The organism is Pseudomonas brassicacearum, from assembly GCF_009601685.2.
Lineage (GTDB): Bacteria > Pseudomonadota > Gammaproteobacteria > Pseudomonadales > Pseudomonadaceae > Aquipseudomonas > Aquipseudomonas kilonensis_B.
Window position 1 is genome coordinate 5,434,745 of the sequence record NZ_CP045701.2, and the last position, 24,675, is coordinate 5,459,419.

The window sequence follows — 24,675 nt, forward strand, 5'->3', positions numbered from 1 at the left end:
GTCGTCACCCAGGCGGGCTCATCGCCCTGATAAAAAGCCGGATCGACCTGTACCGGCGCTGTTCCCGATTCCAGGCCACGCCCGGATCCGCCGCTGTACGCTTTGCTCTTGTAACACTGCCTCCTACCACAGAGCCGTCAAACGACGGATCCACAAGAAACAGGAGATTTTATCGATGAGCAATTTTCTTCCCAGCACCTGTGCGCCCCTACGTCGGCTCTTGCTGACCTGTGCCGTATTGGGCCTGGCCGGCAGCGTTCAAGCGGCCACCCTGGATACCGTCAAAAGCAACAGCAGCATCCGGATCGGCTACGCCAACGAAACGCCGTTCGCCTTCACCGAAACCGACGGCACCGTCACCGGTGAATCGCCGGAGATCGCCAAGATCATCTTCGCCAAGATGGGCATCAAGCAGGTCAATGGCGTGCTCACCGAATGGGGCTCGCTGATTCCAGGCCTGCGGGCCGGGCGCTTCGACGTGATTGCCGCGGGTATGTACATCACCCCGGCGCGCTGCAAGCAAGTATTGTTCACCGATCCGCAGTACCAATTGCCCGATGCCTTGCTCGTGGCCAAGGGCAACCCGAAAAAACTCCACAGCTATGAAGACATCGCCAAGCAACCGGATGTGAAACTGGCAATCATGGCCGGCACGGTGAACCTGGCTTATGCCCGCGACTCCGGGGTCAAGGACGATCAGATCCTCCAGGTCCCCGACACCACCGCACAATTGCAAGCCGTGCGTGCCGGGCGCGCGGACGCTGCCGTCGGCACCCAACTGACTATGAAAGGCCTGGCCAGCAAGGGCGGCGACAAGGTAGAGGCGATGACCGAGTTCAAGGACGATCCGTCCCACATCGGTTATGGCGCCCTGGCCTTCCGGCCCGAAGACAAAGACCTGCGCGATGCGGTCAATGCCGAGCTGAAGAAGTGGCTGGGCTCCGAAGAGCACCTCAAGACGGTTGCGCCATTCGGCTTCGACAAATCCAACGTGACCAGCAAGACCGCGGCCGAGCTCTGCGCTCAGTAGTGGTCAAGACTGGCGTGCCGAAACAGGCATGACGCGCGGTGCGTGATGCCTGTTCCCTGCTTCACCGGACATTGGGCTGAACCATGGGCGAATTACTTCCGTTATTGATACAAGGGGCCTGGGTCACGCTCCAGGTGACCTTCTTCGGCTCGCTGCTGGCGATTGTCACCGCCGTACTGGCGGCCCTCGGGCGACTCTCGCCGTGGCGAGCGTTGCGCTGGTTTTCCATCACCTACATCGAAGTATTCCGCGGCACCTCGCTGCTGGTGCAACTGTTCTGGCTGTTCTTCGTGTTGCCGTTGCCACCCTTCAACATTGCGCTGAGCCCCTACGCCGTGGCAATTGTCGGTCTGGGCCTGCACATCGGCGCCTACGGGGCCGAGGTGATGCGCGGTGCCATCAGTTCGGTCGCCAAGGGCCAATACGAAGCCTGCACGGCGTTGAATTTCAGCGGTTTTACGCGCTTCAAGCGGATTATCCTGCCGCAGGCGTTGCTGGCGGCGATTCCACCGGGCACCAACCTGTTGATCGAGCTGCTGAAGAACACCTCGCTGGTGTCGCTGATCACCTTGTCGGACCTGAGTTTCCGGGCGCGGCAGTTGGATCAGGCGACCTTCCAGACCCTGGAAATCTTCAGCCTGGCCCTGGTGATGTATTTCATCCTCGCCCAGGCCATCAACTTGGGCATGCGCCACGTCGAACGACGACTGAGCCGGGGCCGGATGCGTGGAGGTCTGTCATGACGCTGTTCGACTGGTCCTACGCCGCACAAATCCTGCCGGACCTGCTGCGCGCCTCCCTCAATACCGTGGGCATCACCCTGATCGGCTTCCTGATCGCGATTGTCCTGGGGCTGTTCCTGGCGATTGGCCGGCGCAGTCGCAAACTCTGGCTGTCGTGGCCGGCCACCGCGGTGATCGAGTTCATCCGCAGCACGCCCCTGCTGATCCAGGTGTATTTCCTCTATTACGTGCTGCCCAACTACGGCTTGAGCCTGACGGCCATGCAGGTTGGCATCCTCGGCATCGGCCTGCACTACGCCTGCTACATCGCCGAGGTCTATCGCAGTGGTTTGGACGCGGTGCCGCGGGCGCAGTGGGAAGCGGTGACAGCGCTGAACATCGCGCCGTACGACGCCTACCGCAACATCATCCTGCCCCAGGCGTTGCGGCCGATTGTGCCGCCGCTGGGCAACTACCTGGTGGCAATGCTCAAGGACACGCCGGTGCTGTCGGCGATCACCGTGGTGGAAATCATGCAACAGGCCAAGAACATCGGTTCCGAGAATTTCCGTTATCTGGAACCGATCACCATGGTGGGCCTGTTCTTCCTCGCCCTGAGCCTTGCCCTGGCTTATCTGGTACGGCGCCTTGAAACGCGCATGGAGCTACGCTAATGACATTACCTCTGTCCACGCCCACCGATTTGTCCCGGCGCAGCACGCTGGCATCGCAGCAGGAGGCCCCGGCCATGCAAACTCCCACACCGTCCCGGCCGATCGTGAGTTTCCAGGACGTGACCAAAAGCTATGGCAGCTTCACCGTGCTCGACCATCTGAACCTGGATGTCGCCCCCGGTGAAAAGGTCGCGATCATCGGCCCCAGCGGCTCGGGCAAGTCCACGCTGCTGCGGGTGTTGATGACCCTGGAAGGCATCGACCAGGGCCAGATCCGCGTCGAGGATGACTCCCTGACCCACATGCCCAACCGCAACGGCGTGCTGGTGCCGGCCAACGACCGGCACATCCGCCGGGTGCGCGGCAAGATCGGCATGGTGTTCCAGAGTTTCAACCTGTTCCCCCACATGACCGCACTGCAGAACGTGATCGAGGCGCCGGTGCAGGTGCTGAGCATGAACCCGAAAGAAGCCCGGGAGCGCGCCGCCGACCTGTTGGAGCTGGTGGGGCTGGGCAACAAGCTCGACCATTACCCGTCGCAGTTGTCCGGCGGCCAGCAACAGCGGGTGGCGATTGCCCGGGCGCTGGCGATGCGGCCCAAGGTGATGCTGTTTGACGAGGTGACCTCTGCGCTTGACCCTGAGTTGTGCGGCGAAGTGCTGAATGTGATCCGCAAACTGGGGGCCGAACATAACCTGACGATGCTGATGGTGACCCACCAGATGGGCTTCGCCCGGGAGTTCGCCGACCGGGTGTGCTTCTTCTACAAAGGGCAGATCCACGAACAGGGCACCCCGGCGCAGATTTTCGAACACCCGCAGCAGGAGCGCACGTGTGCGTTCCTCAGTGCGGTGAAAGAGGCGAATTGATCCCCTTGTGAACACCTTTGTGGCGAGGAGACTTGTGGGAGCAAGGCTTGCCCGCGATGAAAGCGATGCGGTCTTTCAGAAAATCGAGGCGCCTGTTTCGCGAGCAAGCTTTGCTCCCACAAATCCCCTCGCCACAAGTGGCGGCATCAGGCTGATAGAAACTGACAACCACAAAAAAACGGGGGCCCTGTTTCCAGAGCCCCCGTTTCATTTGCCGCCCAGCCGTTATGGATACTGCTGGTAAGTCTGGCCCTGCTGCGCTGGTGCCTGGTACTGCTGGCCGGGAATGGCCTTGAGGTTGACCTCGACACGACGGTTTTGCGCACGGCCATTGACGTCGGCGTTGCTGGCCACCGGGTTGTCCGGGCCGGCGCCACGGGCCGAGAGGTTGGCGCCGCTCACGCCCTGGGACGTCAGGTAAGTCGCCACGCTCTGCGCACGACGCTGGGAAAGGTCCATGTTGTGCTGGCGGCTACCGGTGCTGTCGGTGTAACCGACGATTTCGATCTGGTTCTGGTTGAACTCCTTCAGGGAGTTGGCCAGGTTGTTCAGCGGCTGGTAGAAGCTGGAGGCGATGTTCGCCGAATCGGTGGCGAAGGTGATATTGCCCGGCATGATCAGCTTGATCTGGTCACCCTGGCGCTGCACTTCAACACCGGTATTGGCCATGCTGGCGCGCAGTTTCTTTTCTTGCTGGTCGGCGTAGTAGCCGTAGCCGGCCGCGGATGCCCCCACCACTGCGGCGCCGATCAATGCGCCCTTACCGCGGTTATCGTGACCGATGGCCGCACCGGCCAACGCCCCTGCCAGTGCACCGAGGCCGCCGTACTTGGCGGTTTTGCTCATGCCCGAAGATTCGGTAGAGGCCTGTCCCTGGTTGTCGTAGGGGTTAGGCGACGCACAGCCGGACAACAGGGCCACGGCAGTTGCGACAACGATCAAGCGACGCGAGGTGAACATGAAGATGCTCCTGGTTTTTCAGTCTGAATGCCAAAGTGTAGGCAATCGACTCTGGCAGGCGTTGGAACGCAACAACCGTTAAAAATTCCGTCCCGCTGCGTCGCGCTTCGCCCGGCTGACCGATAAAAACTCGTCGTCCGGGCGAACGCCCCTCATCCCTGCGCCAGACAGCGGCTCACGCCCCGGACAATCATCTCCACTTCCCGCCCATCGATCGTCAGTGGCGGCAGCAGGCGGATGGTCTGGCCCCGGGTGATATTGATCAGCAGGCCGTGGTCCCGGGCGGCGCGAAGGGCCAGGTCGCGGACCGGTTGCTTGAGTTCGATGCCGATCATCAACCCCAGGCCGCGAATCGCCAAGACATTCGGGTTGTCCGCCAACTCGGCCCGCAGCCGGCTCAGCAACTGTTCGCCCTGGTGCCTGGCGTTGTCCACCAGCGCTTGTTGCTCAATGATATCCAGCACCGTGCAGCCGACCCGACAGGCCAGCGGATTACCGCCAAAGGTGCTGCCATGGCTGCCCGGGGTAAACAGCTCGGCAGCCTTGCCCCGTGCCAGGCAGGCCCCAATGGGCACGCCGTTGCCCAGGCCTTTGGCGAGGGTCATGACGTCCGGCACGATGCCCTCGTGCTGGAATGCGAACCACTGGCCAGTACGACCGATGCCGGTCTGGATCTCGTCAAGCATCAACAGCCAGGCGCGCCGGCTGCACAGCTGCCGCAAGGCCTTGAGATAACCCGGCGGGGCGAGTTGCACACCGCTTTCACCCTGGATCGGCTCCACCAATACCGCAACGATGCGCTCGGCATGAGCCTGCTCGATCGCTTCCAACGCTGCCAGATCGCCGAACGGCACCTTGATGAAATCCCCCGGCAAGCGGTTGTAGCCCAGCCGCACGGACGGGCCGTCACTGGCGGACATCGTGCCCAATGTGCGCCCGTGGAATGCATTGTCCATGACCACCACCAACGGCTGCTCAATACCCTTGTGCCAGCCATAGAGACGCGCCAGTTTCAGCGCGGTTTCGTTGGCCTCGGCGCCTGAGTTGTTGAAAAACGCCCGCTCCAGCCCCGACAGCTGAGTGAGCTTTTGCGCCAGGCGTTCTTGCCAATCGATGCTGTACAGGTTCGACGTATGCAGCAGCAGGCCAGCCTGCTCGCTGATGGCGGCCACCAGCCGCGGGTGGGAGTGGCCGACATTGGTCACCGCCACGCCCGCCACCGCATCGAGGTATTCGCGGCCGTCCTGGTCCCACAAGCGCGTACCCAAGCCATGGGTGAAACTCAGCGCCAGGGGTTGGTAAGTGGTCATCAGGCAGGCAGCGGTCATGACATCAAGCTCCATTGGGTTGGTTTTTTCCAGTATGGTTAGCCACCAAGACTGGATAAACGCTGCTTTACTTCAATCATTTTAAAGTTGAGCTTGATAATGGACCTGTTCCAGGCAATGACCGTTTACGTGAAGGTGGTGGAAGCCGGAAGCCTGACAGCGGCGGCCCAGGCGTGCGAAATGTCCACCACCATGGTGGGCAATCATCTTCGTGCGCTGGAGCAACGTCTCGGCGTGCGTCTGATCAACCGTACGACGCGGCGCCAGCGCCTGACCGAGTTCGGTTCGACCTACTACCAACGTTGCCTGGAAGTGCTGGGGCTGGTGGCCGATTCCGAGCGCCTGGCCGAACAGACCCAGGGCGAACCCGCCGGCACCCTGCGCATCACCGCGCCGCTGACCTTTGGCAGCGAGCGCCTGGCGCCGGCCCTGGCCGAATTCAGCCAACGCTACCCACAGGTCAAGCTCGACGTGGTGCTGACCAACCAGCGGCTGGACCTGCTCGAACATGGATTCGACGTCGCCATCCGCCTCGGTCATCCCGACCCGAAACTGATCGCCCGCCCCTTGATGGACTACACCCTGACCATCTGCGCCTCCCCCGCTTACCTGGCCCGGCGCGGCACACCGGAAAAACCCGCGGACCTGCAGCAGCACGATTGCCTGTCGTTCGCCTATTTAGCAGGGGACGATTGGCGCTTTGCCCAGGACCTCTGGCCGATCAACGGCCCGGAAGGGGAAATCAAGGTGCCGGTCAACGGACCGATGCTGATCAACAGCTCTTCGGGCCTGCACCGCGCCGCCCTGGCCGGGATGGGCGTGGTGATGCTGCCCGATGCGCTGGTGGCCCAGGACCTGCAGGATGGACACCTGGTAGCGCTGCTGCAGGACTACCGGTTGCCCCATCGCCCAATGAGCTTGATGTATGCGCAGGATCGCTACCGCTTGCCGAAACTGCGCAGTTTTGTCGAGTTCGCGCTGGAAAAATGGGGCAAACCCCAAACCCCAGCCGAATGATGTTGTGGCGGGGGGATTTATCCCCGCTGGGTTGCGCAGCAACCCCAAGGCTGTCGGTTCACATCGGGGGCCGCTGCGCGACCCAACGGGGATAAATCCCCTCGCCACAAAAGCGAACCCCGCCTGAACATCCCCCGCTAGTGCCTCTCGCCCCCCATCAGCTACTCTTCCTCCTTGGACGAGCATTTTGATATCAAGGCTGATTGAGGAAACGACGATGGGAGATGCCTCGAACATCGACATGCTGCGGCTCGACCTGTCCGATCTGGACGAAGGCGTACTGCACACCATCCTGGAACTGGTCAGCGATGGCATCTGGGACTGGAATGCCAACACCGGCTTCGTCTACCGCAACCCCGGCTGGTACACGATGCTTGGCTACCTGCCTCACTCACTGGACAACACCGTACTGACCTGGGAAAGCGTGATCCACCCGGATGACTATCCACGGGTCATGGCATTGTTCGACGACTACCTGGAACACCGATCCCACGTCTACCAGGCCGAATACCGCTGCCGCACCTACGACGGTTCCTACATCTGGATCGAGGATCGCGGCTATGTGATCGCACGCAACCCGGACGGCACGGTGGCGCGCATGATCGGCGCCCACCGCAGTATCGATGACAAGAAACGCCTGTTCGAACAGCTGGAACGGCGCAACAAATCCCTGGAAGCCGTGATCGAAGAACGCACCCGCGAACTGTCCCGGGTCAACCATCAGTTGCAGATCCAGCTCGACGAAAACCGCAAGCTTGCCGAAACCGACGCCCTGACCCGGGTCGCCAACCGTTATCGCCTGGACCAGGCGCTGCCGCTGGCCTGTGAGCGCGCGCAGCGTTTTCGCGAGCCGTTGTCGCTGATCGCCATGGACGTGGATGATTTCAAGGACATCAACGATCGCTACGGCCACGCCTTTGGCGACGCAGCGTTGATACAAGTGGTGCAGAGCGTCAAGCGCTGCGAGCGCGACGGCGATTTGCTGGTGCGCTGGGGCGGTGACGAATTCATCATGATCTTGCCCAACACCACCCTGGCCGACGCTCGCCTGCTGGCGGAAAGCATTCGCCGGGGCCTGTCCGACCTGCTGCCGGTGGGCGACTTCCAGATCACCATGAGTTTTGGCGTGGTGCAGCGATTCGAGGATGAACAGCAGGCGGCATTGCTGCACCGGGCGGACCAGGCGCTGTATCGCTCCAAGATGTCGGGCAAGAATGTGATTTGTGAATGAGCTCCGACCGTGACAACACCGCCCGCGTCCAATAGATTAGGCGACCGGAAAAAAGCTCAATGCCTTTCTCGCCTCATCCCGCTAACAGAAGTAGTGAAATTTCAATGTCCGATTCCAACACCGCTGAATCCGTAGTCACCCTGTCGTCCAAAGCGGAATACGAAAACTCCATCAATCTTTCACAGCATCTGCCCCAGGCCAAAACCATCAGCGAAATGGTCCTCGATGCGTTCCAGTCGAACCGCGAAAGCGACCAGATCCGCGAACTGCGCAACGCCATCCGCCAGGCTCACGATGCCTTCGACGACGACAAGGCCTACGAACTGATGGGCCAGCTCAAACAACTCAAGGACGCCGAAGCCGCCGATTTCGCGGCCCTGGAAGACCTGAGCAGCCGCTTCCCGATCAGCCGCATCCTCTCCAGCTACAAGGACGACCCGTCGTTCCAGGAACTGGTCTACGGCCTGGCCCTGAAAGTGCTGAACCAGACCCACCAGGCCATCAGCAACCCGAGCGGCAGCAAGGGCAAGGCCTCGCGGGCCAAGAAGGAAGCCGAAGTGTTCGTCATCAGCAAGGACGGCATCAGCGTCACCCTGCCCCTGCGCACACCACGCTCCAAGCCGAACGTCGACCGCGAAGCCTTCGAGTTCCTGGGCTTCAACTTCGTAGGCGAAGGCGACGAAGCCGAGCTGGAAAGCGAAACCTTCCTGGACAACGACGGCGCCGAACAACCGCTCACCCGCAAAAGCATCGTCACCGCCCTGCAACAGCAGAAAGCCTTCGACGGCTACAGCATCGCCCAGCAATAAACCCACGTTGATTTTTCCCCCTTGTGGGAGTAATCCCCAAGAAAAAGCCCCGCACTTCTCTCGAAGGCGGGGCTTTTTTCATGGATATGAGCGGATCAAACAGCGCCAAGTCGTTCGACCATATCTGGAAATTTCTCGACCAGTTTGATCAACAAAGCCGCCTGGGCGTTAGGCTTGGACTTCTCCTGTTCCCAGTTCCTGAGCGTACCTGGACTGGTCCTGATGCTCTTGGCGAAAACGGCTTGAGACATGTGGAGCTTGTCGCGCAACGCCACGATTTCTTGGGCAGACACCTCGGGAACCGGTTTGTCTTCAATCGATATCTGGCGAAGGGTAATCTTGCCCTCCCGGTGAGCGGCCATCTCCTCGACGCCTTGCATCATCTCGGCAAACAGATCGCGCTTTTTCATAAGGTACCTCTTACTTTCAACTCAGCTTCTATGGCGCGCTTGAGCGTCTTCTCTTGCTCGCAGGTCAGGTTTTCCAACTCGTCCTTGTCATAAATCGCGAACATCCAGAACTGACGATCGTTCATGAGCCAATAATAAATAACGCGCAACCCGCCTCTCTTCCCTTTACCACGACGTTCATCGAACCAGCGCAGCTTACGAAAGCCGCCGGTACGTGGCATGACGTCACCAACCTCTGGATGCTGCAGCATATAGGACTGAAGCAGGCGATACTCATCATCAGTCAGGTAATGGCCAACCGTGTCGGTGAATGTAGTCGTTTCAAAAAATAGGGTACGCATGGCAGAAACTATAGGCAAATTGCGTACAGTTCAACAAACCATAATCTATTGCGACGAATGACAGCCAATCCACACCTCACCTCAACAAAAAGCCCCGCACTTCTCTCGAAGGCGGGGCTTTTTTTTGCAGCGTCTGAAGCTTAAGGCGCGTAGGTCAGCAGCAGCTCACTCGGCACTTTGAAGTCCAGGGACATCATGACGCTCAGGGCGGTGATGGTGAAGATCGAGAACACGAACAGCTTGCGTGCCCAGACCGTGTCATCCACCGCCTTGTAGCCGGTCCAGGCCATGTACAGCCAGTACATGCCCATGGCGGCGGCGACGGCGAGGTAGCTCATGCCGGCGTAGCCGCTGAAGGTCAGCATCAAGGTCGCCACGAGGAAGGCCAGGATGTAGAGCAGGATGTGCTTCTTGGCCACCCGAATGCCGCGCTTGACCGGCAGCACCGGAATCGAAGCCGCCAGGTAGTCGTTGAAGCGGAAGATCGCGATGGCGTAGGAATGCGGCATCTGCCACAGGCTGAACATCACCAGCAGCGTCAGCGCAGCCATGTCGAAGCTGTTGCTGACCGCCACATAGCCGATCACCGGCGGCATCGCCCCCGACAGGCTGCCCACCAGCGTGCCGTGGACCGACTTGCGCTTGAGGTACAGGCTGTAGAGGCCAACGTAGATGACAAAACCGATCACCGCGAACAACGCCGCCAACGGGTTGGCCACCCAATACAACAGCGCCACGCCGGCCACGCCCAGCACCGTGGCGAACGCCAGGGCCAGTTGCACCGGAATCAGGCCCTGGACCAGCGCCCGATTCTTGGTGCGTTCCATCTTGATATCGATGTCACGGTCGATGCAGTTGTTGAACACACAACCGGACGCCACCACCAGGGAAGTACCGATCATCGCCGCCAGGAAGATGGCCAGATCGACATGCCCTTTCGAGGCCAGGAAAAACCCGCCTGCCACAGAAAGCACGTTACCGAAAATGATCCCAGGCTTGGTGATTTGGATAAAGTGCTTCAGGGACATCCGGACTTTCCTCAGTGCGCCATCATGTTGGTGTGGATGCTGAACATGATCCACAACGACAGGCCAACCAGCAGGACAATCACGATCGCGGCAAAGATAAACGCGACCACGTTGTTACGCTGGGCGGCGGAGCGGTCCAGGTGCAGGAAGTACACCAGGTGCACCAGGACCTGGACCACGGCGAAGATCAGTACGATCCACAGGGTCAGGCTCTTGGGCAGCGATGGGTACATCACCAGGCCGAACGGAATGACGGTCAGGATCACCGACAGAATGAAACCGATAGCGTAGGACTTGACGCTGCCGTGGCCGGCGTCGTGGCCATCATGGGAATGTGCGTTAGCCATTTACAGGGTCCCCATCAGATAAACAACGGTGAATACGCAGATCCACACCACGTCCAGGAAGTGCCAGAACAGGCTCAGGCAGCTCAGGCGCGTCTTGTTGGTGGCGGTCAGGCCGTTTTTCTGGACCTGGTACATCATGATCGCCATCCAGATCAGGCCACTGGTCACGTGCAGACCGTGGGTGCCGACCAGGGTGAAGAACCCGGACAGGAAACCGCTGCGGTTAGGGCCATAGCCCTCGGAGATCAACATGTGGAACTCGTTGATCTCCATGCCGATGAAGCCGGCACCGAACAGGAAGGTCATGGCCAGCCAGCCCAGTACCTGGGTTTTCTTGCCCTTGAACAACGCCAGCATGGCGAAGCCGTAGGTGATCGAACTGAACAGCAGCAGCGCGGTTTCGCCCAGTACGTATGGCAGTTCGAAGATGTCGTGGCCCGATGGGCCACCGGCGACGTTGTTAACCAGCACCGCGTACGCTGCAAAGATCGACGCAAACAGAATGCAGTCGGTCATCAGGTAGAGCCAGAAACCGAATACGGTCATCTCGCCCGAGTCGTGGTGATGGTCATCGTGCCCATGGTCATGACCATGGGCGTGTCCAACAGTGGTCACTAAGTTCGACATGGTTTAAGCCTGTTCCAACGAGGTTTCAACACGGGTGGCGGTGGCAGGGACTTTCCCGGCCGCTACCAGACGTTTGTGCTGCTCGGCTTCGATGCGCTCGATGACATCCACCGGCACCATGTAGCCCTGATCGTCACGGGCAGCATGGATGGCGAAATACACCACGGTGCCGACCAGGCTGGCGATGGCCAGCCACCAGATGTGCCAGATCATCGCGAAACCGAACACGGTCAGCAGCGCGCCCATGACCACACCGGTGGCGGTGTTGTTGGGCATGTGGATCGGCTCGTACTTGGCCGGGACCGGGTACGCGGTGCCGTTTTCCTTGGCTTCGGTGAACGGGTCGATGACGTCTGCCTTTGGCAGCACGGCAAAGTTGTAGAACGGTGGTGGCGAAGAGGTCGACCATTCCAGGGTATGGGCATTCCACGGGTCACCGTGTTCGCACATGTTCTCTGGCTTCTTGCGATCGCGCACGCTGACGTACAACTGGATCAGCTGGCAGGCGATGCCGACGGCAATCATCACCGCGCCGAACATGGCGACGTACAGGTACGGCACCCACTCAGGGTTGGTGGTGGTGTTCAGGCGACGGGTCATGCCCATGAAGCCCAGTACATAGAGCGGCATGAACGCAACGAAGAAGCCGGTGATCCAGAACCAGAACGCGGCCTTGCCCCAGCCTTCGTGCAGCTTGAAGCCGAACGCTTTCGGGAAGTAGAAGGCGAAACCGGCGATGTAGCCGAACACGGCGCCACCGATGATCACGTTGTGAAAGTGCGCGATCACGAACAGGCTGTTGTGCAGCACGAAGTCAGCACCCGGGATGGCCAGCAATACGCCGGTCATGCCGCCGATGGCGAAGGTCACCATGAAGCCCAGGGTCCACATCACGTGGCTGGTGAAACGCAGGCGGCCCTGATAGATGGTGAACAGCCAGTTGAACAGCTTCACCCCCGTCGGAATCGAAATCAGCATCGTCGCCAGGCCGAAGAAGGCGTTGACGCTGGCCCCCGAACCCATGGTGAAGAAGTGGTGCAGCCAGACCATGAAGCCCAGCACCGAGATCGCGCCGCTAGCGTAGATCATCGAGTGGTGGCCGAACAGTTTCTTGCCGGAGAAGGTCGAGATGACTTCGGAGAAAATCCCGAACGCCGGCAGGATCAGGATGTACACCTCAGGGTGACCCCAGGCCCAGAACAGGTTGACGTACATCATCGGATTTCCACCCAGCTCATTGGTGAAAATGTGGAAATCCATGTAACGGTCAAGCGTCAGCAGGGCCAGGGTAGCGGTCAGGATCGGGAAGGAAGCGACGATCAGGACGTTGGCCCAGGTGCAGGTCCAGGTGAAGATCGGCATGTCCATCAGCTTCATGCCCGGGGTACGCATCTTGACCACGGTGGCCAGGAAGTTGACCCCCGTCAGCGTCGTCCCCAACCCGGATAGCTGTAGCGCCCAGATGTAGTAATCCATCCCCACGCCCGGACTGTATTGCAGGCCCGACAACGGTGGATAGGCAACCCAGCCGGTCTTGGCGAATTCGCCGACGCCCAGGGACAGGTTGATCAGCACCACGCCAGACACCAGCAGCCAGAAGCTCAGGGAGTTCAGGAACGGGAAGGCCACGTCGCGGGCACCGATCTGCAGCGGCACTGCAAGGTTCATCAGGCCGGTGAAGAATGGCATCGCCATGAAGATGATCATGATCACACCGTGGGCGGTGAAGATCTGGTCATAGTGTTCAGGCGGCAGGTAGCCAGGCGAACCCTCGGTGGCCATGGCCAGCTGGGTACGCATCATGATGGCGTCGGCAAAACCACGCAGCAGCATGACCATGGCGACGACGATATACATCACGCCGATTTTCTTGTGGTCGACCGACGTCAGCCACTCGGTCCACAGGTAGGTCCACTTCTTGAAATAAGTGATGCCTGCAAACAATGCCAGACCACCGAGCGCGATGATGGCGAGGGTCACCATGACAATCGGCTCGTGGAACGGGATCGCTTCCCAACTTAATTTACCAAACATCGTTTACTCCTCTGCCCCGGCAGCTGAATGCGAACTCATGTCCATCCCTTCCATGTTGTGGGCCACTTCCTTCTCGTTCTTCTCGTGGTGCATCGGCTTGCCCGGATTCATCCCTTCATATTTGTCGATGATGGTCTGGAACAGGTTCGGCGTGACCGACGAGTAGAGTTCGACTGGGTTGTTCTGGCTCGGTTTGGAAAGGGCTTCGTATTCAGCTTTTTCAAGCTGTTTAGGTGCCTTCTTCACATCGTTGACCCAGGCGTCGAAATCTTCCTGGGTCGTGGCGATTGCTTTGAACTTCATGCCGGTAAAACCCGCGCCGCTGTAGTTGGCGGAGATACCGTCGAGTTCGGCGTTCTGGTTGGCGATCAAGTGCAGCTTGGTCTGCATGCCCGCCATCGCGTAGATCTGGCCGCCCAGGCCCGGGATGAAGAACGAGTTCATCACGGTGTCGGAAGTGACCTTGAAATTGATCGGCGTGTGGGCCGGGAACACGATCTTGTTGACCGTGGCAATGCCTTGTTCCGGATAGATGAACAGCCACTTCCAGTCCATGGAGACCACTTCGATAGTGATCGGCTTGACGTCGGAATCCAGCGGACGATACGGGTCCAGGGCGTGGGTCGACTTGTAGGTGATGTAACCCAGGGCAATGATGATCAGCACCGGAATGGTCCACACCGCCACTTCGATCTTGGTCGAATGCGACCACTTCGGCGTGTAGGTGGCCTTGGTATTGGTTGCGCGGTACTTCCAGGCGAACAGGAAGGTCATGACGATGACCGGCACAACGACCAGCAACATCAGCAGCGTAGCGGTGATGATCAGGTTTCGTTCATCCAGGCCGACCTGGCCCTTGGGATCGAGCAAGGTCATGTTGCAGCCTCCCAGCAGCAACGTGCCGAGCAGCGGCAACAAGCCTAGTAATCGGGGGTACCTGTTTTTAATCATCTCACGACCTCTAAAGCAGCTTGCGCAATGCAGTTGGGTTTTGATCGCCAACACTTCACCCTGCCAAGGGTTGGCATTTTCTTGGATTGAATAAGGGCTGCCCGTCGAACGTCAGAGGCTGTTCGACACATCCTGGGCCAGCAGTGAGTTCTTATTCGTTGGTCAAAGGCCTAGTTCAAGCCCAATTCCATTTGGTGCGGGTAGTTGGAGGCACCGACACCTGGGGTCGCATGGGGCGCTGGCGCCCTTCGACCACTCTCGTGCTCAAGCTTGAGCCGGGTCGGAAAATCGGTGCGGGCGATTGTAGAGAGCTGAGCCGCTGTAGACCATGTCTCATCTCGAAATAATTTTTATCCGATCCGGCAACAATCTTTCACAGATATTGCAACAAGCCAGCATGTTATCGAAATTAATTCTCAACAAGAACCCCAAAAAACGTAGGGCTACTACGCCCGATTTAGACAGCCCGGGAGGATCACGAAGAGCTTTCATACCCGGCAAGCGCCCAGTTTCAGGGGCCTGCGGCGCCTGACGCTTCGCTGTTAAAAATGCCTGCTGCAGCTGATATAGGTTTAGCGAAACCAGGCGATTTTTTATTACAGAAAGGAACGCTTAATCGCCCTCGCAAAGGCTGAACGCCTCAAGATATGTGACAACGTGTCGCACGTTGTCGCAGGCTATTCTTGCCCCGGATCAAGGACGTTCCGGCTCAAGAGTGAAACGCAAAACGCCCCGGCCCTCCTGTCGGGGAACCGGGGCGTTTCATGAAGGCGCTTCAGCGAGTCTGTTTGCGGTTACGTGACACCAGCAACGGCACCAGCACCACCGTCAACACGAAGGCCACCAATGCCCACTGAGCCAGGGACAGGCCCAGGATCGGTGGGTAGGGGGTGGAGCAAAAACCATCGACCTGGAACCCCAGCGGAAAGATCTTCGCCAACGGCAGATCATCGACAATCGGTTGCAACACGTCGATGCCGCAACTGACCGCGGGGAAGAACTGGGTGTACACGTGATGCCCTGCCACACCGGCACCGGCCAGGGCGCTGAGCACCACCAGGCCTTCGAAGATCGTCAGGCTGCGGCGGGTGCGCATGGCGGCACCGATGAAGGCGAAGATGGCGATCAGCAACAGCGCATAGCGCTGCAAGATACACAGCGGGCACGGCGCCTCACCGAGGGCCACCTGCATGTACAGCGCACCACCGATCAGCGCCAGGCAGATCAGCCCCAGCAGCACCAGATAGCGCCGCTCACGGCCTAAGCGCATCATTTCCTCACTCATTGCGTTTCCCTTTGTCTGCATGGATCGACGCGCAGCACGGCGACACTCGGGCGCGCGCTCGGATGCCCGAAGTCTACACGCAGACCATGACAGTGAACGAGCAGCGAGCGTCGACATTGAAGGGGAAATAGACTGCAAGAAGGTTAAGTGCGGATTAATTCTGGCAGGTGGACCAGGATGGACCTGCCGCCGCCATCGCGAGCAAGCCCGCTCCCACAAGGGATCTGTGGCGGGCGTGGATGTTGTCACCCGCACAGATCCAGGGTGGGGAGCCTGCTCGCGATGAGGCCAACCCGGTTTCCCAAGTTGGCCACGACCTTATTCCAGCGCCGCCGCCGGGCCGAAGAATTCGTAACGGCTCTGCTGGTCCGGCACACCCAAGGCCTTGAGATGGCGCTTGACGGCGCTCATGAAACCTTTCGGCCCGAGGAAATAGGCGTCCAGGTCACGTTGTTGCGGCAACCATTGCGCCAGTTGTTCCTGGCTCAACAGCCCCACCTTGTCGGCCGCCGGGCTCAAGCCGTCGTCTTCGTCGTAGCAGTAAAAGCGCTTGAGCTGCGGATGCCGCTTGGCCAGGTCGTCGATCCAGTCGCGGAACGCATGGGCACCGCCGTTGCGCGCGCAGTGAATGAAATGCACCGGCCGCTCGGTTTGCAGCGCCGCCTGCAACATGGCCAGGGTCGGGGTGATGCCGACGCCGCCACTGATCAGCACCAGCGGTTTGTCGCTGGCCGTCAGGTAGAAATCCCCGGACGGCGGGAACAACTGGATGCGACTGCCGACTCCGAACTGATGATGCAAGTGGTTGGACACCCGCCCGCCCGGCTCGCGCTTGACGCTGATACGGTATTGACCATTGTCCGCCAGGGCTGACAGTGAATAGTTGCGGCGTACTTCCTCGCCATCGAGCATGAGCTTCATACCGATGTACTGACCCGGCTCGGCCACCAGGATCGGGCCCTGGTCCGCCGGTTCGAAGTAGAACGAGGTGATCTCCGCGCTTTCCTGGACCTTGGCCGTCAGGATGAATTCACGCTCCCCACGCCAGCCGCCCGGCGCCTCGGCCTTCTTGTCGTACATGCCCGCTTCGGCACCGATGAGGATATCGGCCAACTGGTTGTAGGCTGCGCCCCACGCCGCAATCACTTCGGGCGTGGCGATCTCTGCGCCCAGCACTTCGGCGATTGCCCGCAGCAGGCACGAACCGACAATCGGGTAGTGCTCCGGCAGAATCTGCAAGGCAACGTGCTTGTTGACGATCTTCGCCACCAGGTCGCCCAATTGATCGAGCTGGTCAATATGGCGCGCATACATCAACACGCCGTTGGCCAATGCCCGCGGTTGATCGCCACTGGCTTGGTGAGCCTGGTTGAACAGTGGGCGCACCTGCGGGTATTCGGACAGCATCATGCGATAGAAGTGAGTGATCAGCGCCTCACCGCCACTTTCAAGCAACGGAACGGTGGAGCGAATGATGGCGCGTTCTTCTCGACTGAGCATAGGGTGACTCCTGGCGTAAGGCCGATAACAAGTTACGTAAGCCTTATCAGTTTTCATGCCATAAATTTTTATCTTTAATATCAGCAAGTTAAAAACAGTGTAGTCATATAGACACACCACGCCTTATAGTCGTTAAGACTATATGGAGTCATTATGACCGCAACCGCCCTGCTGACCTCCCTGCTGCCGCTGGTAGCCGATCTGTCCCGCGAGCTGCCTGAGGGCGAACGTTATCGTCGCCTGCTCGGTACCTTGCGAGCCTTGCTGCCCTGCGATGCGGCGGCGCTGTTGCGCCTGGAGGGCGACTGCCTGGTGCCGCTCGCCGTGGATGGCTTGAGCACCGATACATTGGGCCGGCGATTCCGGATCAATGAACATCCGCGCTTCGAAGCGCTGCTGGCCAACCCACAGCCCACCCGCTTCGCTGCCGACAGCGGCCTGCCCGATCCGTACGATGGGCTGGTCGAGGGGCTCGCCGAGCATCTGGAGGTTCACGACTGCATGGGCTGCCCGCTGTTCGTCGACGAACGGCCCTGGGGCCTGCTGACCCTGGATTCGCTGGATCCGGAGCGCTTCGAGCCCATCGACCTGAGTGCCCTGCAGGCCTTCGCCAGCCTCGCCGCAGCCACCGTCAGTGCCGCCGAACGCATCGAGCGCCTGGCCTTGAAGGCCGAGGACGAGCACCGCCGCGCCGAGGTCTATCGCCAGGCCAGCGGCCAGCAGCCTCGCGACATGATCGGCCAGAGCAAGGCCCACAAGCGTTTGGTGGAAGAGATCGCGCTGGTGGGCGGCAGCGACCTGACGGTACTGATCACCGGCGAAACCGGCGTGGGCAAGGAACTGGTCGCCCAGGCCATCCATGCCGCATCGAAACGCGCCGAGCAGCCACTCATCAGCCTCAATTGCGCCGCCCTGCCCGATACGCTGGTGGAAAGCGAACTCTTCGGCCATGTACGCGGCGCCTTCACCGGGGCCACGAGCGACCGGCGCGGCAAGTTCGAACTGGCCGACGGCGGCACCCTGTTTCTCGACGAAGTGGGCGAGTTGTCCCTGACCGTCCAGGCCAAGTTGCTGCGAGTGCTGCAGAGCGGCCAACTGCAACGCCTGGGCTCGGACAAGGAACACCGGGTCGACGTGCGCCTGATCGCAGCCACCAATCGCGACTTGGCCGAAGAAGTGCGCAACGGCCGTTATCGTGCCGACTTCTACCATCGCTTGAGTGTGTATCCGCTGCAGGTGCCGGCGCTGCGCGATCGCGGGCGGGACGTGCTGCTGCTCAGCGGTTTTTTCCTGGAACAAAATCGTTCGCGCATGGGCCTGGGCAGCCTGCGCCTGACCAGTGACGCCCAGGCCGCACTGCTGGCCTACGACTGGCCGGGCAATGTGCGCGAACTGGAACACCTGATCGGCCGTAGTGCCTTGAAGGCCTTGGGCCGGTGCGCGACGCGCCCAAAAATCCTCAGCCTCAGCGCCCAAGACCTGGATTTGCCCCAGGCGCCTGAGCACAACCCCGCGCCTTCGTCCATCAGCCCGGCACCGGCCATGGCGAACGTGACGGGGGATTTGCGTGAAGCGGTGGACGAGTTCCAGCGCAAGCTGATCGCTGCCTGCCTGGAGCGTCACCAGCACAACTGGGCCAGCGCCGCCCGGGAGCTGGGGCTGGACCGGGCGAACCTGGGACGGATGGCAAAACGGCTTGGCCTGAAATAGTGGCCGGGTGCGCTTTTGTGGCAAGGGAGCTTGCTCCCGCTGGGCTGCGCCGTAGGAGCCGCGTAGGAGCTGTGTAGCTGTCGAGTGCAACGAGGCTGCGATCTTTCCACTGGCAATTGAGTCGAGAGCAAAAGATCAAGAGCAAAAGATCAAGATCAAAAGATCGCAGGCTTCGCCAGCTCCTACAGAGCCGAGCAGGAGCAAGCTCGGGAGCCACAAAAGCGGGCTTGTTACAGCGATCCTCGTTATTGACAGTTTTCACCCTAAAGCCTGTCCCCAACGAGTCGATAACCCAATATCAAAAGCTGTTTTGGCGATCGGTATGTTCGCCCCACCTTTTTCCACAGAAGGTTTTTATGTCTTCCAACAAAGCCCGCGCAGATTCACTTTCGCTTCTGCTGTTTACCTTGCGCAGCGGCAAGCTGATGGCAATCAACCTGCTCAAGGTCAGTGAAATCATTCCCTGCCCATTGTTGACCAAACTGCCGGAGTCGCATCCGCACGTCAAAGGCATCGCCACCCTGCGCGGGGCATCGTTGTCGGTGATCGACCTGAGCCGCGCCATTGGCGAGCGGCCGCTGGAAGACCCGGATGGCGGCTGCCTGATCGTCACTGACGTCAGCCGCTCCAAACAGGGTTTGCATGTGCAGGCGGTGAGCAAGATCGTGCATTGCCTGACCACTGACATCAAACCGCCGCCCTATGGCTCCGGCGGTGTGCGTTCGTTCATCACCGGCGTGACCTCGGTGGATGGCACGCTGGTGCAGGTGCTGGACATCGAAAAGGTCATCCATGGCATCGCACCGGCTCAGATCGAAACCGCGCCGACCGAGCTGAGCATGGAAGACGCCGAGGTGCTGGGCAACGCACGGATCCTGGTGGTCGATGACAGCCAGGTCGCGCTGCAGCAATCGGTGCACACCTTGCGCAACCTGGGCCTGCAATGCCACACCGCACGCAGCGCCAAGGAAGCCATCGAGTGCCTGCTGGACCTGCAAGGCACGGCCGAACAGATCAACCTGATCGTCTCCGACATCGAGATGTCGGAGATGGACGGCTACGCCCTCACCCGGACGCTGCGCGAAACGCCGGACTTCGCCCACCTCTACGTGTTGCTGCACACCTCGCTGGACAGCGCCATGAACAGCGAAAAAGCCCGGCTGTCGGGTGCCAACGGCGTGCTCACCAAGTTCTCCTCGCCGGAACTGACCAAGTGCCTGATCACGGCGGCCAAGGCCGTTGCCGAGCAAGGTCACTGAGTCCTATCGGTTGCTCGCTTCTGCGTTCCAGCGCGGGAGCGATCACTGTCCGATAACCTCAGGCATACTCTTGTCCTGGCTTTCCTGGAACAAGGCTCCCTGATGAACATCCGCCTCTTGACGCTCCTTGGCTTCACTGTCCTGGCCTCCCAGGCCCACGCCTCCAGCCCGGACGCCTGGGCCACCTACGACAAAGCCGTGCTGGCCAGTTGCATCAAGGCCAGCGGTTTGAAAAGCGCTGAGCCGGTGGGTACCGCCGCTCAATTCGACGACCGCGTCGGCTACACCGCATTGTTGCTGCAAGGCCAATATCCGCAGAAACACATGAAAGGCGCGATCGGCAACGAGTTGTGCCTCTACCGCAAGAAAACCAAAACCGCCTACGTGACTGAGTGGGACTCGATCCGCCCCGCCGCTACCGAGCAGTGAGTGGCGCATAACTTGCTTCGCACGGTCCATCACGGCGTTTTTCTGTCGCCGTCCCCTGCTTTCTGCGACCGGGCGTTCAATGAACACAACGTTTTCCTGTGTAGGGTGCGGCAAATGCTGCACCGATCACCATGTTCCCCTGACCCTCGACGAGGCCCGGATGTGGGCGGACGACGGCGGCCAGGTGATCGTCCTGGCGGAAGCCTTCCTGCCCAACGGCCTCGGCCTGCCGGCAGGGCAACGCGAGCACGCCGAGCGCCGCTCGGCAGTGGTCCACAGCGGCAGCACCGAGGCCCTTTTGGCGATCACCTTTGCCGCCTACAACGTCGGCCGTTGTCGGAATCTTGACGAAGAAAACCTGTGCCGCATCTATGAGCGCCGCCCCTTGGTATGCCGCATCTATCCGATGGAAATCAACCCGCACATTCCCCTCAACATCGCCGTCAAGGAATGCCCTCCAGAGTCGTGGGAAACCGGGCCACAATTGATACTCGGCGGTGAACTGGTCGACCAGGAACTGGCGCGGTTGATCGAGCGCTCACGCCAGGCCGATCGTGAGGAGATCGCCATCAAGGAGCGCATCTGTTCCGCCCTGGGCATCGGCACCACCGCGCTCAAGGGCGACGGGTTCACTGCGTATCTGCCGGACATGAGCGCATTCGTGGCCGCCCTCGATCAGGCACGCCTGCAACCTGCGCAACAGCACGCCAGTCAATGGCAGTTCCATCTGTCTGGCGATGATGTGGCCAGCCAGGTATTGGCCAGCGGCGCGCAGGTGGTTACTGAGGCGCCGGTCAATTACGCCTTTATTTCGCTGCGGGCGGCATAAGACCCCGGAACGGGCATAACGCCCCTGTGGGAGCGGGCTTGCTCGCGAAAGCGGTGGCACATTCAAGATCACCGTCTCAGGCAGATCGCCTTCGCGAGCAAGCCCGCGCCCACAGGGTTTTGCCGCATCCCAATCAAGATCCCCCCTCGCCTAACCCTCGCCAGGAATGTTAGCGTGCTTGGTATCTTCTCCCCGATGAGCCTTGCACGATGAAAAAAACCGTACTTGCCTTCAGCCGTATCACGCCCCAGGTGGTCGAGCGCCTGCAACAGGACTTCGACGTGATCGTGCCGAGCCCGTCCAAGGGCGATATCAACGCACAGTTCAACGAAGCCCTGCCCCACGCCCACGGGCTGATCGGGGTCGGTCGCAAGCTCGGGCGCGAGCAACTGCAAGGCGCTGCGAACCTGCAAGTGGTGTCCAGTGTGTCGGTGGGCTACGACAACTATGACCTGGCCTACTTCAATGAGCGCGGGATCATGCTCACCAACACCCCCGACGTACTCACCGAAAGCACCGCCGACCTGGCCTTCGCCCTACTGATGAGCAGCGCCCGGCGCGTGGCCGAACTGGACGCCTGGACCAAGGCCGGGCAATGGCAGGCGACGGTCGGCCCGCAACTGTTCGGCAGCGATGTACATGGCAAGACCCTGGGTATCGTCGGCATGGGCAACATCGGCGCGGCCATTGCCCGGCGTGGCCGGCTGGGATTCAACATGCCGATCCTCTACAGCGGCAACAGCCGCAAGACCGAGCTGGAAAGCCAGTTGGGCGCACAATTTCGCGAACTGGACCAGTTGCTGGCCGAAGCGGACTTCGTCTGCCTCGTCGTGCCATTGAGCGACAAAACTCGCCATCTGATCGGCCAGCGCGAACTGGGCCTGATGAAACCGAGCGCCATCCTGGTCAACATTTCCCGGGGCCCGGTGGTGGATGAACCGGCGCTGATCGAAGCCCTGCAGAACAATCGCATCCGCGGTGCCGGGCTGGATGTCTACGAGAAAGAACCGCTGGCCGAATCGCCGCTGTTCCAGTTGAAAAACGCCGTCACCCTGCCCCATATCGGCTCGGCCACCCACGAAACCCGTGCCGCCATGGCCGATCTTGCTGTGGATAACCTGCGCAGTGCATTGCTGGGCGAGCGACCGAAGAACCTGGTCAACCCGCAAGTCTGGAAATAGAACAAACGGTGGCGAGGGAGCTTGCTCCCGCTGGGCTGCGCCTGTAGGAGCTGTCGAGCGAAGCGAGGCTGCGATCTTGTTCCAGACAATTGAGTCGTGAGCGAAAGATCAAGAGATCGCAGGCTTCGCCAGCTCCTACACGCCCAGCGCGACTTTCGCGGCAACTGGCCGGGGTTTGCGAAACACCAGCACGTTCCCCAGCATCACCAGCACCAGCCCCACCAATGCCGGGGCCGTCCACTGATAGCCTTCGGCAAACGCCGAGACGTTCAACGCCACCACTGGGAACAGGACCGTGCAATACGCCGCGCGCTCCGGCCCCATGCGCCCCACCAGCGTCAAATAGGCAGTGAAGCCGATCACCGAACCCGGGATCACCAGGTACAACAGCGAGCCGATGTAGCGCGTGTTCCATTCCATGTCGAACGGGATGCCTTTGAACGCGCACCACACCGCCAACATCGCCGCGCCATAGGCCATGCCCCAGGCATTGGTGGTCAACGGCTTGAGACCGGCCTTCTGTTGCAGGCTCGACAGCATGTTGCCTGCCGAAAAGCACAAGGTGCCCAGCAACGCCAACGCCAACCCAAGCAAGGTTTGCGGGCTTGCGCTATGGCCGGCCAGCTCCGGCCAGAACAGCAGCGCCAGCCCCGAAAGCCCCAAGGCACCGCCCAACAGCACGTTACGCGCAATCCGCTGACCGAAGAACACGCGGGCATTGAGGGCATTCCAGAGCGTGGCGGTGGAAAACACCACGGCGACCAACCCACTGGGAATCCACTGGCTGGCGGTCAGGAAGCACATGAAATTGATGCAGAACAGGCACAGGCCCTGGGCAACGCAAATCAAGTGACCGCGTCGGTTCATCACCTGCAAGCGCCGGCTGAGCAAGAGCATCGCAAACAGGATCAGGGCCGCAAGGCCGAAGCGATAGACAATCGACACCGGGATGGCGACGACGCCCAATTGCAGTTTCAGGGCAATCCAGGTGGTGCCCCAGATGAGCACGGTAAGCAGGTACAACGAGAGGTTCATGGCGACGGCTCCTGACAATGACGCCCAGTGTCACGCCACTGCTGCTGCAGCACTTGCGTAAACTTGCGGTTTTTGTCCGCTGCCAGGCTGGCACGGATGGGCCGACGGAGTAGGATGCAGGCGTTGGAGAACCGATCATGTCCACACTGCAAACCCTGCAAGTCTTTCAAGCCCTCAACAGCTCGCCCAATGCTCGTCTGGAGCACAGCGCCGAGCTCGGGGACGGCTTGGCGGCCGCTTTGTGGAGCAATCACCACGACGCCCGGGACTACGAGGCGCCAACGCACCATACGCTGTCGTGCTACATCGCGGGCGGCACCGGTACGTTTCGCCGCGAGCGGCCCGACACCACAGGGGCGCCCGACAAACTCTGCATCCTGCCGGCCGGGCATGAGTCAGCCTGGGTCATCAACGGCGACATTCGCCTCGCTCACCTGTATTTCAGCGCTGAACAATTTGCCCTTGGTTGCGTCACGCTGCTGGACCGCGAGCCCAGGCAGGTACAACTGCACGAGGAGACTTTCCTCGACGACCCGCGACAGGCACAGCGTTTTCGCCAGTTGATCGCGCTGAACTGGGACGAACCCGGTGAGCGCTTGCTGACCACCAGCCTGGCCCATGACTTGCTCAATCACCTGCTGCTCAGCCAGGTTGGCCAGCGCCAGGGGCTTCGCCTCAAAGGTGGCCTGGCCGCTCATCAGCGGCGGTTGCTGGTGGATTACGTCGACAGCCACCTGGCCGACGCCATCAGCCTTGGCCAATTGGCGGCGCTGTGTGCGTTGTCCGAATATCACTTCGCTCGGATGTTCCGCGAAAGCTTCGGGCTGCCACCTCATCAATATGTACTGGCTAGGCGCTTGACCTGCGCGCGGCATTTGCTGCGCACCACCTCACAACCGCTGGGCGACGTGGCATTGGCCTGCGGATTCGCCAGCGCCAGCCACTTCACCAATCGTTTCCGCCAAGCCCTGGGGGCGACGCCTGGGGAGTATCGGCAGGCGTTTTTGCGCTAGCGCCGGCTATCGGCATCGCGAGCAAGCCCGCTCCCACAGGAGAATGTGATCACTGC

At 60.6% G+C, this 24,675-nt stretch carries 25 protein-coding genes; 13 read left to right on the top strand and 12 right to left on the bottom strand.

What is annotated here, in order from left to right; translation table 11 throughout:
* The first annotated feature begins 175 nt into the window (after positions 1-175).
* The 4 genes from ehuB (at position 176) to ehuA (ending at position 3,295) form a co-directional block, all read left to right on the top strand.
* Positions 176-1,030: an ectoine/hydroxyectoine ABC transporter substrate-binding protein EhuB gene (gene ehuB / locus GFU70_RS23450; RefSeq protein ID WP_153388880.1), complete on the top strand. Its 855-nt coding sequence runs from the start codon at positions 176-178 to the stop codon at positions 1,028-1,030.
* Between the two features lie 83 nt (positions 1,031-1,113).
* Entirely contained in the window at positions 1,114-1,773 is a 660-nt protein-coding gene (gene ehuC / locus GFU70_RS23455) for an ectoine/hydroxyectoine ABC transporter permease subunit EhuC (protein ID WP_058543619.1), read from the top strand.
* Positions 1,770-2,426 carry an ectoine/hydroxyectoine ABC transporter permease subunit EhuD gene (gene ehuD, locus GFU70_RS23460; RefSeq protein ID WP_058543618.1) on the top strand — a complete coding sequence of 219 codons (657 nt, stop codon included), beginning with the start codon at positions 1,770-1,772 and terminating at the stop codon, positions 2,424-2,426. The genes ehuC and ehuD overlap by 4 nt, the downstream gene beginning before the upstream one ends.
* Positions 2,426-3,295 carry an ectoine/hydroxyectoine ABC transporter ATP-binding protein EhuA gene (ehuA, locus tag GFU70_RS23465; RefSeq protein ID WP_413468828.1) on the top strand — a complete coding sequence of 290 codons (870 nt, stop codon included), beginning with the start codon at positions 2,426-2,428 and terminating at the stop codon, positions 3,293-3,295. Before ehuD ends, ehuA begins: the two co-directional genes overlap by 1 nt.
* A gap of 225 nt (positions 3,296-3,520) precedes the next feature.
* On the opposite strand, the gene GFU70_RS23470 is transcribed toward ehuA, so the two are convergent.
* Positions 3,521-4,255 (bottom strand): OmpA family protein, encoded by a 735-nt coding sequence (locus tag GFU70_RS23470; RefSeq protein WP_003205385.1) that lies wholly within the window; start codon positions 4,253-4,255, stop codon positions 3,521-3,523.
* Positions 4,256-4,407: 152 nt separating this feature from the next.
* A complete protein-coding gene (locus tag GFU70_RS23475; protein WP_153388881.1) occupies positions 4,408-5,583 on the bottom strand; it encodes an aspartate aminotransferase family protein in 1,176 nt (391 codons plus the stop codon).
* Positions 5,584-5,682: 99 nt separating this feature from the next.
* Between GFU70_RS23475 and GFU70_RS23480 the strand changes: the two genes are divergently transcribed.
* The 3 genes from GFU70_RS23480 to GFU70_RS23490 all read left to right on the top strand — a co-directional run bounded on the left by GFU70_RS23480 (position 5,683) and on the right by GFU70_RS23490 (position 8,640).
* On the top strand, positions 5,683-6,600 hold the full coding sequence (locus GFU70_RS23480; RefSeq protein ID WP_064106950.1) for a LysR family transcriptional regulator: 918 nt from the start codon (positions 5,683-5,685) through the stop codon (positions 6,598-6,600).
* Positions 6,601-6,817: 217 nt separating this feature from the next.
* Entirely contained in the window at positions 6,818-7,831 is a 1,014-nt protein-coding gene (locus tag GFU70_RS23485; protein ID WP_153388882.1) for a sensor domain-containing diguanylate cyclase, read from the top strand.
* Positions 7,832-7,935: 104 nt separating this feature from the next.
* Positions 7,936-8,640, top strand: coding sequence for a hypothetical protein (locus tag GFU70_RS23490; RefSeq protein ID WP_116641364.1), 705 nt, complete (start codon positions 7,936-7,938; stop codon positions 8,638-8,640).
* Between the two features lie 95 nt (positions 8,641-8,735).
* Here GFU70_RS23490 and GFU70_RS23495 read toward each other — a convergent pair whose 3' ends face one another.
* From GFU70_RS23495 to hmpA, 9 genes are all read right to left on the bottom strand, one after another.
* Positions 8,736-9,050 (bottom strand): helix-turn-helix domain-containing protein, encoded by a 315-nt coding sequence (locus tag GFU70_RS23495; RefSeq protein ID WP_003205391.1) that lies wholly within the window; start codon positions 9,048-9,050, stop codon positions 8,736-8,738.
* A complete protein-coding gene (locus GFU70_RS23500; RefSeq protein WP_058543614.1) occupies positions 9,047-9,391 on the bottom strand; it encodes a hypothetical protein in 345 nt (114 codons plus the stop codon). Before GFU70_RS23500 ends, GFU70_RS23495 begins: the two co-directional genes overlap by 4 nt.
* A gap of 140 nt (positions 9,392-9,531) precedes the next feature.
* Positions 9,532-10,419 carry a heme o synthase gene (gene cyoE / locus GFU70_RS23505; RefSeq protein ID WP_003178131.1) on the bottom strand — a complete coding sequence of 296 codons (888 nt, stop codon included), beginning with the start codon at positions 10,417-10,419 and terminating at the stop codon, positions 9,532-9,534.
* A gap of 11 nt (positions 10,420-10,430) precedes the next feature.
* On the bottom strand, positions 10,431-10,766 hold the full coding sequence (gene cyoD / locus GFU70_RS23510; protein ID WP_058543612.1) for a cytochrome o ubiquinol oxidase subunit IV: 336 nt from the start codon (positions 10,764-10,766) through the stop codon (positions 10,431-10,433).
* The gene (locus GFU70_RS23515; RefSeq protein WP_003205395.1) at positions 10,767-11,393 is read right to left on the bottom strand and encodes a cytochrome o ubiquinol oxidase subunit III; all 627 of its coding nucleotides are present in this window, start codon (positions 11,391-11,393) and stop codon (positions 10,767-10,769) included.
* Positions 11,394-11,396: 3 nt separating this feature from the next.
* Entirely contained in the window at positions 11,397-13,427 is a 2,031-nt protein-coding gene (gene cyoB / locus GFU70_RS23520; protein WP_058543611.1) for a cytochrome o ubiquinol oxidase subunit I, read from the bottom strand.
* A gap of 3 nt (positions 13,428-13,430) precedes the next feature.
* A complete protein-coding gene (gene cyoA, locus GFU70_RS23525) occupies positions 13,431-14,378 on the bottom strand; it encodes a ubiquinol oxidase subunit II (protein WP_058543610.1) in 948 nt (315 codons plus the stop codon).
* 775 nt (positions 14,379-15,153) lie between these two features.
* The gene (locus GFU70_RS23530) at positions 15,154-15,663 is read right to left on the bottom strand and encodes a disulfide bond formation protein B (protein WP_058543609.1); all 510 of its coding nucleotides are present in this window, start codon (positions 15,661-15,663) and stop codon (positions 15,154-15,156) included.
* A gap of 318 nt (positions 15,664-15,981) precedes the next feature.
* Positions 15,982-17,163 (bottom strand): NO-inducible flavohemoprotein, encoded by a 1,182-nt coding sequence (hmpA, locus tag GFU70_RS23535; protein ID WP_153388883.1) that lies wholly within the window; start codon positions 17,161-17,163, stop codon positions 15,982-15,984.
* 153 nt (positions 17,164-17,316) lie between these two features.
* Between hmpA and norR the strand changes: the two genes are divergently transcribed.
* The 5 genes from norR (at position 17,317) to GFU70_RS23560 (ending at position 22,571) form a co-directional block, all read left to right on the top strand.
* Positions 17,317-18,873, top strand: a complete 1,557-nt coding sequence (gene norR / locus GFU70_RS23540) for a nitric oxide reductase transcriptional regulator NorR (RefSeq protein WP_153388884.1) — start codon at positions 17,317-17,319, stop codon at positions 18,871-18,873.
* 356 nt (positions 18,874-19,229) lie between these two features.
* The gene (locus GFU70_RS23545; protein WP_058543607.1) at positions 19,230-20,132 is read left to right on the top strand and encodes a chemotaxis protein CheV; all 903 of its coding nucleotides are present in this window, start codon (positions 19,230-19,232) and stop codon (positions 20,130-20,132) included.
* A gap of 102 nt (positions 20,133-20,234) precedes the next feature.
* On the top strand, positions 20,235-20,561 hold the full coding sequence (locus GFU70_RS23550) for a hypothetical protein (RefSeq protein ID WP_058543606.1): 327 nt from the start codon (positions 20,235-20,237) through the stop codon (positions 20,559-20,561).
* A gap of 79 nt (positions 20,562-20,640) precedes the next feature.
* Positions 20,641-21,390 carry a YkgJ family cysteine cluster protein gene (locus tag GFU70_RS23555; RefSeq protein WP_058543605.1) on the top strand — a complete coding sequence of 250 codons (750 nt, stop codon included), beginning with the start codon at positions 20,641-20,643 and terminating at the stop codon, positions 21,388-21,390.
* 209 nt (positions 21,391-21,599) lie between these two features.
* Complete coding sequence (locus tag GFU70_RS23560; protein ID WP_116641360.1) at positions 21,600-22,571, top strand: 2-hydroxyacid dehydrogenase; 972 nt, start codon at positions 21,600-21,602, stop codon at positions 22,569-22,571.
* A gap of 135 nt (positions 22,572-22,706) precedes the next feature.
* On the opposite strand, the gene GFU70_RS23565 is transcribed toward GFU70_RS23560, so the two are convergent.
* Positions 22,707-23,606 (bottom strand): DMT family transporter, encoded by a 900-nt coding sequence (locus GFU70_RS23565; RefSeq protein WP_116641359.1) that lies wholly within the window; start codon positions 23,604-23,606, stop codon positions 22,707-22,709.
* Between the two features lie 137 nt (positions 23,607-23,743).
* Between GFU70_RS23565 and GFU70_RS23570 the strand changes: the two genes are divergently transcribed.
* Positions 23,744-24,619 (top strand): helix-turn-helix domain-containing protein, encoded by an 876-nt coding sequence (locus tag GFU70_RS23570; RefSeq protein ID WP_058543602.1) that lies wholly within the window; start codon positions 23,744-23,746, stop codon positions 24,617-24,619.
* Positions 24,620-24,675 lie beyond the last annotated feature (56 nt).

Coding starts and splice junctions, on each gene's coding strand:
- ehuC (WP_058543619.1), top strand. CDS start 1,114: ATGGGCGAATTACTTCCGTTATTGATACAAGGGGCCTGGGTCACGCTC.
- GFU70_RS23495 (WP_003205391.1), bottom strand. CDS start 9,050: ATGAAAAAGCGCGATCTGTTTGCCGAGATGATGCAAGGCGTCGAGGAG.
- hmpA (WP_153388883.1), bottom strand. CDS start 17,163: ATGCTCAGTCGAGAAGAACGCGCCATCATTCGCTCCACCGTTCCGTTG.
- GFU70_RS23490 (WP_116641364.1), top strand. CDS start 7,936: ATGTCCGATTCCAACACCGCTGAATCCGTAGTCACCCTGTCGTCCAAA.
- cyoA (WP_058543610.1), bottom strand. CDS start 14,378: ATGATTAAAAACAGGTACCCCCGATTACTAGGCTTGTTGCCGCTGCTC.
- GFU70_RS23515 (WP_003205395.1), bottom strand. CDS start 11,393: ATGTCGAACTTAGTGACCACTGTTGGACACGCCCATGGTCATGACCAT.
- norR (WP_153388884.1), top strand. CDS start 17,317: ATGACCGCAACCGCCCTGCTGACCTCCCTGCTGCCGCTGGTAGCCGAT.
- GFU70_RS23545 (WP_058543607.1), top strand. CDS start 19,230: ATGTCTTCCAACAAAGCCCGCGCAGATTCACTTTCGCTTCTGCTGTTT.
- GFU70_RS23550 (WP_058543606.1), top strand. CDS start 20,235: ATGAACATCCGCCTCTTGACGCTCCTTGGCTTCACTGTCCTGGCCTCC.
- GFU70_RS23565 (WP_116641359.1), bottom strand. CDS start 23,606: ATGAACCTCTCGTTGTACCTGCTTACCGTGCTCATCTGGGGCACCACC.
- GFU70_RS23570 (WP_058543602.1), top strand. CDS start 23,744: ATGTCCACACTGCAAACCCTGCAAGTCTTTCAAGCCCTCAACAGCTCG.
- cyoB (WP_058543611.1), bottom strand. CDS start 13,427: ATGTTTGGTAAATTAAGTTGGGAAGCGATCCCGTTCCACGAGCCGATT.
- GFU70_RS23555 (WP_058543605.1), top strand. CDS start 20,641: ATGAACACAACGTTTTCCTGTGTAGGGTGCGGCAAATGCTGCACCGAT.
- GFU70_RS23480 (WP_064106950.1), top strand. CDS start 5,683: ATGGACCTGTTCCAGGCAATGACCGTTTACGTGAAGGTGGTGGAAGCC.
- GFU70_RS23560 (WP_116641360.1), top strand. CDS start 21,600: ATGAAAAAAACCGTACTTGCCTTCAGCCGTATCACGCCCCAGGTGGTC.
- GFU70_RS23485 (WP_153388882.1), top strand. CDS start 6,818: ATGGGAGATGCCTCGAACATCGACATGCTGCGGCTCGACCTGTCCGAT.
- GFU70_RS23500 (WP_058543614.1), bottom strand. CDS start 9,391: ATGCGTACCCTATTTTTTGAAACGACTACATTCACCGACACGGTTGGC.
- ehuD (WP_058543618.1), top strand. CDS start 1,770: ATGACGCTGTTCGACTGGTCCTACGCCGCACAAATCCTGCCGGACCTG.
- cyoE (WP_003178131.1), bottom strand. CDS start 10,419: ATGTCCCTGAAGCACTTTATCCAAATCACCAAGCCTGGGATCATTTTC.
- GFU70_RS23470 (WP_003205385.1), bottom strand. CDS start 4,255: ATGTTCACCTCGCGTCGCTTGATCGTTGTCGCAACTGCCGTGGCCCTG.
- GFU70_RS23530 (WP_058543609.1), bottom strand. CDS start 15,663: ATGAGTGAGGAAATGATGCGCTTAGGCCGTGAGCGGCGCTATCTGGTG.
- GFU70_RS23475 (WP_153388881.1), bottom strand. CDS start 5,583: ATGACCGCTGCCTGCCTGATGACCACTTACCAACCCCTGGCGCTGAGT.
- ehuB (WP_153388880.1), top strand. CDS start 176: ATGAGCAATTTTCTTCCCAGCACCTGTGCGCCCCTACGTCGGCTCTTG.
- cyoD (WP_058543612.1), bottom strand. CDS start 10,766: ATGGCTAACGCACATTCCCATGATGGCCACGACGCCGGCCACGGCAGC.
- ehuA (WP_413468828.1), top strand. CDS start 2,426: ATGACATTACCTCTGTCCACGCCCACCGATTTGTCCCGGCGCAGCACG.